The organism is Gaoshiqia sediminis (assembly GCF_025907915.1).
Classification (GTDB): Bacteria; Bacteroidota; Bacteroidia; order Bacteroidales; family Prolixibacteraceae; genus Gaoshiqia; species Gaoshiqia sediminis.
Map to the genome: position 1 here is coordinate 1 of NZ_JAPAAF010000040.1, position 13369 is coordinate 13369.

Here is a 13369-nt window from a genome sequence, read left to right on the forward strand (position 1 = left end):
GGTGAATTTTTGGGCCCGCCTGCTCGATGGGAATCATGCCATGAAACTGATCAAAGATCAACTGACGCTGGTTGATCCGGTGAATGGCGGAAGAAACGGGGGAACCTATCCCAACTTTTTCGATGCGCATCCGCCATTTCAAATTGACGGGAACTTTGGCTGCACGGCCGGCATTGCCGAAATGCTGATGCAAAGCCACGATGGTGCCATCCATTTGCTACCCGCTCTGCCCGATGAATGGGAAGATGGTGAAATAACCGGACTTCGGGCTCCTGGTGGTTTCGAGCTGAGTTTCACATGGAAAGATGGACAAGTGCAAAAAATTGAGATTAAATCAACTTTAGGTGGAAATTGTCGTATTCGAGTTCCTAACGAAGTGGTTCAGGCAGCAGGAGATGGCTTGGTAGCAGCAACAGGAACCAATCCCAATCCGTTTTACGAGACAGCACAAGTTAAAAGGCCGCTAATTTCAGAGGCAGCCCAGCTGAATACCTTGGATCTCAAACAAACGAAGGTATACGATTTACCAACCGAGGTAGGCAAAACGTATACCTTCGTGATTAAATAATGGATTCTGAAATATTAAATATAGTAGGAGATAACGAGGGTTAAATTTATTGGACGACCGACCATTCCTAACCTACGGACTTGTTTGAGCCGACCTGATGGTGTACCATGTCTGCGATTTTAAAGAGATAAAAGGGCCATCGTTTGCTGATCCCAACAGTCATACCCAGCGTAAGGATGTTGCTTTGGCGTAAAGACGGATTTCCCGATTTTGGTCAGGAATTGGAAGATTAAAAATGGTTTTAAAGAAAGATTAAACGACTAAAAGATATTGTAATGAAGAAAGCAAAATGTGCATGTAGGAGTGAGTTCATGGTTTTTATATTAGCAGTTTCGGTGATACTGTTTTTTGTATCAGAAGCAAAAGCCGATGGGAAATTTGTCCATCGTGGCAGCGGCAACCCTTACCTCCCGTTGTGGGAACACTTGCCCGACGGCGAGCCACGTGTTTTTGAAGATCCTGACAATCCTGGAAAATACCGGGCCTACATTATTGGTTCGCACGACCTTCGTTTTACCAGCTATTGTGGCCCAGATATTCGGATGTGGTCTGCACCCGTTGAAAACCTGAGCGAATGGCGCGACGAAGGCCCCATTTTTACCTACAACATTGAAGGGCAATGGGATGTAATGTATGCCCCCGACCTGGTTGAAGTGAAACGGAAAGACGGCACCAGGGATTACTATTTGTTTCCCCACAGCCGTGGCCGTGGCCGCGAAGCCATGGTTTGTAAAGGCTCTCGTCCTGATGGCCCTTTCACTCCCATCAACCTGAACGAAGATGGAACCCACACCGTGCCCGGTAGCATTTTGGGTTTCGACCCCGCCGTGTACATTGAATATGTGACCGATCCCAATGATCCCGATTTCGAAATCGGCTTCCGCGCGTATGGTTTTTGGGGCTTTCAACGATCCAATGCAGCACAATTGGATCAAAAAACGATGTATTCGTTACGTCCCGGCACCGAGGTCGTCAACTTTATGATTCCTGCCAGCGCTCGTTACGGAGTTATCAAGGATCCACAAGGGACGGTATATCCCAATGTGTATGCCGATCAGGATTTGGGAACATTTAACTTCTTTGAAGCGTCGTCCATCCGCAAGGTGGGCAACAAATACATTACCGTGTTCAGCGGTTACTCTGGTCCGGAATACGGTGTGGGCAGTTCGAACTCTACCTTGCGTTACGCTGTTGCCGACTCGCCACTGGGACCTTGGAAAAGTGGGGGCGTGTTGGTCGATTCGCGCGGTCCGGTTTTGAATCAGGACGGTTCGAAGATTGTGACAGCCAACGGTGGCCACAACACCCATGGTAGCATCGAATTAATCAACGGACAGTGGTACGTTTTCTACCACCGTCCACCACGCAACTTCGGTTTTGCACGTCAGGCAGTGGTAGCGCCCATCACCATTCAGTGGGACGAAAAACCTGTTGCCCAAGGTGGAACAGCGGTCATTCGCGGGTACGATCCGTTCGCCAAAGATCAAATTTGGGGCGTAAAAGACAATCAAGGCATTGAATACAAGGGTGCCGAAGTAACTTCCGAAGGTTTTCATGTTTATGGCCTCGATCCATATCAATATTATTCAGCGGGTTACGCTTGCTATCTTTCGGATGTAAGCCTGCAACAAGATTCGTGGGATATTTGGGACAACCACATGCCCATTACCAATATGAAAAACGGAACCATCGTTGGGTTCAAATACTTTGGTTTTGGCGGACTTGACAAAGACACCAAAGGTTTGAAAGCATTCGAAGGTGCCAAAAAAGGAAACAAAACAGCGTTCAATCTTTTCATTCAACCCAAAACGACTAAAAGCTTCAAGGTGAATGTTTGGATGGATGGCCCATGGGACAATGCAGCTTGGAAAGGCCAAAAAATTGGTGAAATTGTGGTTCCTGCCAATTCGAAACAAGAAATCACCCAATTTACCATCGACGTGGCCAAATTTGTTGAAGGTTTGGACAAGAAACACGCCATTTTCTTGGTAGCCGAAGGTGCCGATCAGGAAGCCTTGTTCGATTTCATGGGCTTGGGTTTCAGCTCGGCTAAAAAGCAAATCGAGCGTCCGGTAGCACCCACTGTTAGAATTGAAGTAAACGGTAAGGCTATTGAAATTCCTGAGACCCCGGTTCGGTCGACCAATGCAAACGGTATTGTTGGATATGATTTGTATGAGACAACTGTAGAAATTTCTACGGAGTCAACTGAAATACCGGAGGTAAAAGCAGTTGCCAGCGATAAAGCGGTGAAAATAAATGTTGAGCAAGCTAAGTCAACAACTGGAGCTGCTATGGTGAGATCCGATTATAAAGGAATCGTGAAGAACTACAAGCTTGTATTTTCTGCTGAATAGTAAATTTCAAACAAATCAAATGAAATCGAGAGCCTGGTGAACCGGAAGCTGGTGGATTACGCCTACAATACCCTTGCCGATAATGAAAATCTACGGCTTGAGAATGGCAGCAATGCCTGTGGCGCAAGTTCGTGGGCGCCCAGCTTAAGTTACCATCAGGGTCTTTTTGATCTGGGCACCTCTGGTGATAAACTTCAGAAATATTGAATTGAGTCAAGTTTTCTGCATGCTGAAAGCTTCTTTGAATGCTCATGGACTTTTTCTCTTTTCAGTGTTTCAAGGATGAACGGCAAGTCCCCTCAAGAATAGTGATGGGACTTTGTCGTGTTTAAAACGCAGTAAGTTAGGAACAAGGATCGTCCCTTTATTGATAATTGTTTAGTGGCAGTTTGAGAGATTATATTTTGAAAAATAAGGCTATATGAGTTTGCTTGGGGGAGAAGCAGCGTTCTCGTAGAATAGACATTGTTTGTCCAAAATTGGAAATGATTCGTGGAATACTATTCGTACTTTCAATTTCAATCTTGCAAAGATGGATATGCCGATTCCAACGGAAGAGTTGTTGAAAAACCCATTGTGCGATCAAAATGACGTTTACAAATAATCGTCAGAAACAGATCGCATTGGACGAAACCATGGCGAATACAAATATCGGCTAAGGATTGTTCGTGGGAATTCAATTTTGGCAGTGAATGTTAAATTTCCGGCAGATCAGAATTTACTTCGCGGTCTGCCGGATTTTTTTTCCTAAATAACTTAGGACCTATTCTGACCATGAAATTTACTCCTCCTTTGTTTGTTGTGAATTTGGTACTCTTTTTTAAGGCAGATAGTTACTCCACAGTCAGTAAAGCCGTTCCGTAGCGAAAAAGTTCACTTTCCGGCATCCAAAGCAAAATCTAGTTATTCACGTTCAGGTGGTTGGATCTGGCCGGGTAGTCAAAGACTGCAAATATGGAAGCGAAGGTGGTGTTCCCAATTTCGATGGGGCCAAGACACACATTTCGGTAAAAACAACCCGGATTTAAAAGAGAATTGTGGGTTTAGAAAATATGCAAGACATGGCACTGATTAAAACAAGATTAGGAATTCGCTTCGAATGCAGAATCCAGGTTGGTAACCTGTTTTGTTTTTAGGCGGTGTATTTTTTTGTATAGGAATACACCACCTAAAACTTCCGGCTTCTACTCGCCAGTTACATGATGTTGGGATTGTAATTAGTACATCACAATACCCTCTTCGACACATAAAGTCCCTTGTGGCCTCTATTTTTTACGGAAATTAGTGCCCGGATATTTTTCTAAAAACCTAACTTGACGAAAACCAAATGAAGCATAAAATTAGATGTTTAGTTATAGCAATTGTAATTTTCTCTTTTTCTTTGATAAACGGGAACGCACAACTTTATGTTGGAGCTAATTATCATCCCCATGACGACAAAAACACCGAAAAAATAAAAAGCGACATTGAACTGATGAAAGCCGCCGGGTTCAGCGTTGTCCGTATGGGGCACTTGGCTTGGGACAGTTACGAACCGTCGGAGGGAATTTTCGATTTTGGATGGTTCGATGCAGTGATGGACGAGTTGAACAAGGCTGGTATTAAGGTTATCCTCGATATTGCCATTCGTCCCGCACCGATCTGGCTTCATCAAAAATTTCCTTCTATCGATGTGGTCGATGCCAATGGCAACGTGCAATACCCCAACCACCGTTATATGGACGATGTGGGCGACCCCAACTACCAGAAATATGCCTTACGCTTTACCGATGTAATATCGAAACGATATGCCAAACATCCGGCATTGCTGGCTTTCGGCTTCGACAACGAATCGGGCGATGGGCCGATTTCGTATTCCGAAACCGTTCGCCAGAGGTTTATTACCTGGTTGCAAAGCAAATATTCAAATCTCGATAATTTAAACAATGCTTGGGCAACCCATCGTTGGTCGCGCAGGTTAAATGGGTTCGATGAAGTTGGGCTACCTTCAACAGGACAGAAAAACGGTGCTCCCGAGAAAATCCTCGATTTCCACAGCTTTGTTTCCGACGAAGTCAATGGAATCTTGTTGAAAGTGATTGATGTGGTGAACACCAATGCCCCAAACGTTCATACCAACACCAATGCCTGGTATTACAGCCCGATGAAGTATTTCGATTATTCTAGGATTGCCTATTCCGGTAAAATGACACGCCATGGTTGCGGGTTTTATCCGGGCAATTCGCTCATAACCAATTATGGTGTCATGAATTCAGCGTTTGGAATATCCCGGATTCAGTTTGAAAGTGAAAACCCATTTTGGTGTAACGAATTTACCACGATGACCGCTGCTCCGAATTCAATCCGGAAATCAGCGTATGCCACCTTGATGTATGGCAACCAAATGGTTTGTGGATGGACCTGGCAAAGCATGTGGGCGGGTGAAGAACAGTACCTTGAAGGGATGCTCGACTGGGACGGCGTTCCCAACCGTAAATACGATGAATACAAGCAAATAGCCACCGAATTTAAAAAAATTGAGAAATATTTCCCGTATCAGCTTAATGCAGAAGTTGGGTTGGCTTTTTCTTTTCCTAGCCAAATTGCAAGTGCATCCTTCCCTGAGCAGCACGAAAACCAACTGCAAGCTTGTTGGGACCTGTTTTATTACCGCAACATGGATTCCCGTATTCTTGAGATAAGTGAGAGTGTGTTGAATTACAAGTTGTTGGTAGTTCCTGGAGTTGCAGTTATGGATGAAAGGACTGCTAATAAAATCCGCGACTTTGTGAAAAACGGAGGAACGGTGATCATGACCGCGAACTCGGCCATTGTTGACACCACCGGACAAGTTTTTGCCACCACGCATCCCGGAATGTTGAGCGATGTATTTGGTATTCGCGTTGCCGGTTTTGAAGAAACCGAACCGATGAACGAAATATCGCGAAAATCCTGCCAAGGCAAAAAGCTCGAGTTCACCTATCAAGGAAAAGCCATTGATACCGAATCGGCAAGGTTCGACATTGTAGAACCCAAAGGTGCAGAAGTTATAGGTAAGCTTACCAGTCTTGACAAGGATTACCCGATAATGACTTCGAACAAATACGGGAAAGGACGTGCAATATATATTGGCCTGCCTGCTAAAGGCGAAGTACTTGGCGACTTGATCGATGAGCTGATTGCCGAACTAGTAATAAAAAAAGGCCCGGATGTTCCAACGGGAGTTATGGCAAGGCAAATTGATGAAAAACACTTCTTATATTTGAATGTAAGTGGCGAGCCAAAAGAAATCAAAATGAACGGACAGTCGCGCAGCATCCTTTTTGACAAAGATTATTCGGGCAACTTTACCATTACCCCTTATGAACCCGAGTTTATTGAAATTAAATAAATCGGAGAAATATCAAAATTTGAAACCTTCATTTATGCGACAGTTAACTTCCTTGGTTTTTGCAATTGTACTTTTGCTTTTCTCTCTCGAAGGAAGCAGTCAAAACCAACAGTCAATAAGCTCAGGACAAAGGGCCAAAGAAGATTTTGACTTCAACTGGCAGTTCCATAAAGGCGATATCGCCATGAAGCTTGTTGTCAGGGGTGGTCAGGGTGGTATAACAGATATCAATGTTCCAATTATTGAGAAGAAAGATTCTGTTATCGACTATACAATTTTTAAAAGTAGCTCTTCATTTTTTCCGGCTGATTGGGAAGAGGTCAACCTTCCGCACGATTGGTGTGTAGAGGGCACTTTTGTTCATGACGATGATTTGGGTCGCCAGTCGGGAGGAAATGGTTATTTGCCTACAGGCATTGGGTTTTCCCGCATTGGAATTGGAAAGAAAAAGAAGGAGACAGCATACAAGTACACTAAAAGCCGATGGATGCGATGGGGCAGTAATAAAGGTGGCCATTAAAGATGCTAAGGGACGCGTAGTGCCGACAGCCGATAACCTGGTGACGTTTTCTTTTGAAGGCCCAGGTAATGGAAACCCCAACAGCCACGAGCCGGATAAAGCAAGTCAGCGTATGGCCTTTAACGGGTACTGTATGGTATTGGTACAGGCCGATAGACAAGCCGGTGAAATCAGGTTAAAAGCTGATTCCGAAACGCTCAAAGGTAATGAGGTAGTCATTAAGATTGAATAACACATTAATCTCAGTACAGACAAACTAATAAACTAAATAATATGACTAAGTATCTTTTATATGGGATCATTTTTTCCATCTCCTCCATCTTCTTAAGTTGCACACAGGTAAAAGCCCCTGAGGCTTGTGGTCCTGTGCCATCAGAAAACCAAATGAGATGGCAGGAAATGGAGTATTACGCTTTTGTTCACTTCTCATTGAATACCTATACCGATCAGTCGTGGGGTTTTGGAGATGAGGATGTGAACCTGTTTAACCCTGAAAATGCGGATTGCCGGCAGTGGGCCCGCATCTGCAAAGAAGCCGGTATGAAGGGGGTCATTATTACAGCCAAACACCATTGTGGTTTTTGTCTTTGGCCTTCTGAATACACGGAATACTCGGTAAAAAATGCCCCGTGGAAAGATGGCAAGGGCGATATGGTGCGCGAAATGGCCGATGCCTGTAAGGAATACGGGTTGAAATTCGGGGTTTATTTGTCGCCATGGGACCGGAACCATCCCGATTACGGAAAGCCTGAATACATCACCTATTTCCGCAACCAACTTACAGAACTTCTTACCAATTACGGCGATGTTTTCGAGGTATGGTTCGACGGAGCCAATGGTGGCGATGGTTATTACGGCGGAGCTAATGAAACGCGAAAAATTGACCGCACAACTTATTACGACTGGCCAAATACCTATAAACTCGTTCGTGAGCTACAGCCAAACATTGTCATTTGGAACGATGGCGGTGACCGTGCTGATCTTCGCTGGGTTGGTACAGAAGATGGCTACGTTGGCGAAACCAATTGGAGTTTGCTGAATGGGACTGGCGATGTTCCATGGGCAATGTTGCATTATGGCGTTGAAGACGGGGATTCATGGGTTCCTGCTGAGGTAAATACTTCTATCCGTCCGGAATGGTTCTACCACCCGAATGAAGACAGCAAAGTGAAAACAGTACCCCAGTTAATGGATACCTATTATCACTCTATTGGGAGCAACGGAACCCTTTTGCTCAACTTCCCGATTATGCCCAATGGCCTGATCCATCCGACTGACGAAAAAAATGCACTGGAATTTGGACAGGCAGTGAAAGAATCTTTCGCTGTAAACTTAGCAGAAAAAGCAATGGCTGAAGCCTCGAATGTTCGCGGAAATGCAAAAGCATTTGCGGCAGCTAACGCAATAGATGGCGATAGCGATTCGTATTGGGCGACTGATGACAGCGTGAACACAGCTTCATTGACTATTGATTTGGGCAAACCAACCCTGTTCAACCGTTTTCTGGCACAGGAATACATCCGTCTGGGACAGCGTGTGAAAGCCTTCACGGTAGAAGCCTTTGTCGATGGGAACTGGAAAGAGATCGCAAAAGCAACCACTATTGGGTATAAGCGTATCCTTCGTTTTCCGGCAGTTGAGGCTACTAAGGTTCGTTTCAGTATTATCGGTTCGAAATGTTGTCCTGTCATTTCCAATATCGGGGTTTATAATGCACCTGTATTTCTGAATGCACCGTCTATTACCCGGAATCAATCCGGAGAAGTAACAATAACCACCAATGATATCGGTCCGATTTTTTACTACACATTAGATGGTACTGAACCAACTCCCGAATCCAATAAATATACCGGGCCTTTTACCGCCGACGGCAAATTGGAGTTAAGAGCAATTGCCTATGATCCTGCTTCAGCTAAAAGCAGCCCTGTTGGTTCAGAGTCATTCGATATCTCGAAAAAGGATTGGAAAATTGTGGGAACAGATGATAAAAAGGCCAGTGCAATCTTGGACGGAGATCCATCCAGTGCATGGCATCAGAGAGACGAAAAGATGCCCATTGATTTGGTCGTTGACTTGGGTAGCAACCAAAATCTTAGCGGTTTCAGGTACCTTCCGGATCAGAACAAATGGAGTTCCGGTATCATCACTACATATGAGTTTTCGGTGTCGGCAGACAATAAAAAATGGAAATTGGTGAGTCAGGGTGAATTCTCCAACATTAAGAACAACCCCGTATGGCAGATTAAAAGTTTCAAGCCGGAGATGGCCCGTTATATCAAACTACGCGCTTTGAAAAACACGATGGGAGACGATGTTGCCGGATATGCGGAAGTGGACGTGATCACTGAATGATTTATTAGAAATTCAATCCAATGAAAAGAATAGCACTTGTTTCTTTTTTGATGTGCCTCGTGGCATTCACATCGTGCAAAAACAACCAAAAGGTGAACGACGGCAAAATTCCTTTCGATTTCGACTGGAAGTTTGCCCTGAATGATCATCCGGGCGCTGAGCAGCCCGGTTTTGATGACTCGGAATGGCGTTTGCTGGATGTCCCCCATGATTTCAGTATTGAACAGCCATTCGATTCAACCTTTACTACCGGAGCAGGCGGTGGCTATACCTACAGCGGTATTGGCTGGTACCGGAAAAGTTTTATCACAGAAAAGGAATTCACAGATAAAAAGCTTACCGTATTATTCGACGGTGTGTACCGAAACAGCGAAGTGTGGATTAACGGGCATTACCTTGGTATCCGTCCTTACGGCTATTCTTCTTTTTATTATGACCTGACGCCGCACTTGAATCCAACGGGAGAGGCAAATATTCTGGCCGTAAAGGTAAATACCACCGAACAGCCCAACTCAAGGTGGTACACCGGATCGGGTATTTACCGCCATGTTTGGCTGGTTGCCAAAAATAAGCTGCATATCAATCAATGGGGCGTATTTGCCCGTACAGTTGATGCGAACGAAAACGAAGCAAGTGTCGATGTTTCCATCGAATTGAGTAATGAAAACGAAGCGGATCAATCTTGTACGGTGATCACTAAGCTTATTGATGCTTCAGGTAATGAAGCAGGTAAATCCGAATCGAAAATAGACATCAAAGCTGGTCAGCAACTAAAGGTTGAACAAAACATTCAAATTGAAAATCCGGCGCTTTGGTCTGTTGAAACCCCCAATTTGTATCGTTTACAAGTTGAAGTACGGTCAGACGATTTGGTCGACAGTTACGCATCCTCTTTTGGTGTCAGGACTTTCAAATTCGATTCCAACAAGGGTTTTTCGCTTAACGGGAAACACCTGAAACTGAAAGGGGTAAACAACCACCACGATGGTGGGCCATTGGGCGCTGCCGTCTTTGATTACACCCATAAACGGCAATTGGCCATTTTAAAAGAAATGGGATGCAATGCGTTAAGGATGAGTCACAACCCGCCATCCCCCGAATTGCTTGCCTATGCCGACAGCATGGGTTTTGTGGTGATCGACGAGATTTTTGACGAGTGGATGGATGGAAAAACACCGGCGGGTTATTCACCCCATTTTGAGGAATGGTACGAAAGGGATGTAGAAAACTGGATTAAGCGCGACAGAAACCATCCTTCGGTTATTGCCTGGAGCGTTGGCAACGAATTGCGCGAACAGTACAACAAGGACAATGCGCTGAAAATAATAAACATGTTGCTTGAGGCTTCGCGCAAGCATGATGACACACGTCCCTTCACCTTGGCCTGTAACGAAATTGTTAACTTCAACTCCTTTGGGGTTCTTGAACTGCTTGATATAACAGGCTACAATTATCAAGAGGCTTTTTACGAAACCGACCACGAGAAATACCCGAACCGGGTGATTTTTGGCTCCGAGACGGTTATTTATCCCTATCACCCCGGCGATTGCTGGCAATTGCGCTCCTATGAGCAATGGCTGGAGGGACAACTGGAAGATTATGTGGCCGGCGAGTTCCTGTGGACCGGTTTTGACTACATCGGCGAAGCCGGGATTGGCGAAGTTGGTACCGGCTGCGAGTTCTGGAAAACATGGCCGACCTGGCCCTGGCGTGGCGCCGATTGTGGAGTCGTTGACATGTGCGGCTTCCCAAAACCCGGGTACTGGTTCCGAAAAGCATTGTGGAACAATGAGCCGATGGTATATATAGCCGTGCAAACCGATGAATCGGCAAGGGACAGGGAGATTTGTTCTTTCTGGAACTGGCCAAAGGTTGAGGCTCACTGGAACCACGATAAAGTTGGAGATACATTGGCTGTGCATGTATATACCAATGTACCCGATGTCGAACTGAAACTGAACGGAAAGTCTTTGGGAACCCGTAAATGGGACTTAAAGCAGGAAGCCTTCCTGTTTTTTGAAGTGCCCTACGAACCTGGGAAGTTAGAAGCCTTCGGCAAAACGAAAGATGGCATAACCGTGTCGTTTGCAGTGCAAACAGCCGGTGAACCAGCCAAAATCGTGCTTACACCAGACCGGAAAACATTGAAAGCAAACGGGCAGGATTTAAGCTATGTTACCGTACAAGTGCTGGATACCAATGATGTGCCTGTGCCTTTTGCCAGCAACATGATCACCTTTGAAGTGAATGGGGCAGGAAAGCTGGCAGCCGTTGGCAACGGCAACCAGCAAAGCCACACCTCGTTTAAAGGTGGAAAGATGGAAGCATATTTAGGGGGGTGCCTTGCTGTGGTGCAGTCAACCGACAAGAAAGGCGAAATTACCATTGTTGCCAAAAGCGGCGCGCTTCCGGTTGCAACGGCTACATTAGCGGCCGAATAGTTCTACTTCTTACCCCTGCGGGGTAATATATCAATAGCCCCCGGTTTTTACCGGGGGTAAAGGGAAAACGAGAAAAGCCGTCCGCGAGGAAGCATTGTTCGAGGCAAAAACCTTTTTTCGGACGGAATGGTGCGGTCTCTGGAAAAAGTAGTTACATAAAAGAATTAATCATGAAGAAGCCAAATAGTTATCACCATAAAAAAACAGAACAAATGAATAGAATTAAAAGAACCTTAAAAATAGCTTGTCTGCTTGCTATCGTTTGCTCTTTATTTGAATGCACTCCAAAACAATCCAAACAGATAGTGAATGTTTATGAGCCGAGCTGGGAATCGTTAGCTAAATATAATACCGAGCCGGAATGGTTTAAAGATGCCAAGCTTGGGATCTATTTTCACTGGGGAATTTATTCAGTGCCTGCATTCAGTTCAGAGTGGTATCCCGCATGGATGTATTATACAAACCTTGAAAAAGGACAATGGGGAGCTGATGTTCACGATTACCACGTTAAAACCTATGGAGCTGATTTTAATTATCACGATTTTATACCCATGTTTAAGGCCGAACATTTTAATGCCGCACAATGGGCTGATCTGTTTCAAAACGCTGGAGCCAAATTTGCAGGTCTGGTTGCAGAACATCACGATGGTTTCGCCATGTGGGACAGCGAAATCAACCCGTGGAATGCCGCGGATATGGGACCTGAAAAGGATATTACCGGGGAGCTTCTGTCGGAACTTAAAAAACGCGATATGAAAACCATAACCACCTTCCATCATGCACGAAACCTGCAACGGTATGCTAACGATAGTACCCATTGGGCCAATAGTGGAAACGTTGGCATGGATAGTCATTATGCATATAACCCTGATGCTGTTACAAGCACCATTGATGAAAAGCTTAAGTATCTGTATGGCAACATCCCTGCCGATGAGTTTCATGAATATTGGTTAGGACAAGTTAATGAGGTCGTTGACAAATATGCGCCGGATATGATTTGGTTCGATTCGTGGTTAGATTTTATACCTGAAGAATACCGGCAAAAAATGGTAGCCCACCATTATAATACTGCTGTGAGCCGGGGTCAGGAACCAATAACTTTCTATAAACAGGAAGATTTACCTGATAGTGTTGCATTGATTGATATTGAGCAGGGCGGGAAAACTGATATTTCAGAAAAATACTGGCTGACAGATATAACCATTAGTGATGGTAGCTGGTGCTACACCAACGGGTTGAAGTACAAAACAGCCGATTTGATAATCCGCAATATGATTGACGTGTGGAGTAAAAAAGGAGTGGTACTGTTGAACGTGTCTCCGATGGCAAATGGCATCATTCCGCAAGAGCAGCAAGACGTTTTAAAAGCAATTGGAGAATGGATTAAGAAACACGAAGAAGCCGTATACAGTACACGTGTCCATTCTATTTTTGGCTATGGAATTGCTGAATTTGAGAAAGGACATTTCGGCGGACAATCAGCTACCATGAAATACACAAAGGACGATGTTCGGTTTACCAAATCGAAAGATGGAAATACATTGTATGTTTATTTATTGGGCTTGCCTGAACCCAATACGGAAATCGAACTGGAACATGTTTTTGAAACAAACCAGAATCAGGATATCTCACGTGTTAGCGTGGTTGGAAGCGGCGTTGAGTTGAGATGGTCGGTTAGCGGAGATAAATTAACGGTTACAACACCCAATGCTGAAGCTATGGATGAAATAGCAACGGTTCTCAAAGTTGAGTTTTTATAGT

Annotated in this window: 9 protein-coding genes; all 9 read left to right on the top strand. The window is 44.8% G+C overall.

The features are described 5' to 3' along the window. The coding region (locus tag N2K84_RS17410; protein WP_345894140.1) for a glycoside hydrolase family 95-like protein at positions 1–568 on the top strand (568 nt) is incomplete at its 5' end. A gap of 275 nt (positions 569–843) precedes the next feature. After that, a complete protein-coding gene (locus N2K84_RS17415; protein WP_282593112.1) occupies positions 844–2925 on the top strand; it encodes a glycoside hydrolase family protein in 2082 nt (693 codons plus the stop codon). Between the two features lie 36 nt (positions 2926–2961). Further along, positions 2962–3132, top strand: a complete 171-nt coding sequence (locus tag N2K84_RS17420; RefSeq protein ID WP_282593113.1) for a hypothetical protein — start codon at positions 2962–2964, stop codon at positions 3130–3132. A 1174-nt stretch (positions 3133–4306) separates the two neighbouring features. Beyond that, a complete protein-coding gene (locus N2K84_RS17425; RefSeq protein WP_282593114.1) occupies positions 4307–6295 on the top strand; it encodes a beta-galactosidase in 1989 nt (662 codons plus the stop codon). Further along, positions 6282–6815: a hypothetical protein gene (locus N2K84_RS17430; protein WP_282593115.1), complete on the top strand. Its 534-nt coding sequence runs from the start codon at positions 6282–6284 to the stop codon at positions 6813–6815. The genes N2K84_RS17425 and N2K84_RS17430 overlap by 14 nt, the downstream gene beginning before the upstream one ends. After that, positions 6805–7047, top strand: coding sequence for a hypothetical protein (locus N2K84_RS17435; protein ID WP_282593116.1), 243 nt, complete (start codon positions 6805–6807; stop codon positions 7045–7047). The genes N2K84_RS17430 and N2K84_RS17435 overlap by 11 nt, the downstream gene beginning before the upstream one ends. A 41-nt stretch (positions 7048–7088) precedes the next feature. Then, entirely contained in the window at positions 7089–9167 is a 2079-nt protein-coding gene (locus tag N2K84_RS17440; protein ID WP_282593117.1) for an alpha-L-fucosidase, read from the top strand. 20 nt (positions 9168–9187) lie between these two features. Beyond that, positions 9188–11608 (top strand): glycoside hydrolase family 2 TIM barrel-domain containing protein, encoded by a 2421-nt coding sequence (locus N2K84_RS17445; RefSeq protein ID WP_282593118.1) that lies wholly within the window; start codon positions 9188–9190, stop codon positions 11606–11608. Positions 11609–11778: 170 nt separating this feature from the next. Continuing rightward, positions 11779–13368, top strand: a complete 1590-nt coding sequence (locus N2K84_RS17450) for an alpha-L-fucosidase (RefSeq protein ID WP_282593119.1) — start codon at positions 11779–11781, stop codon at positions 13366–13368. The last annotated feature ends 1 nt before the right edge of the window (position 13369 follow it).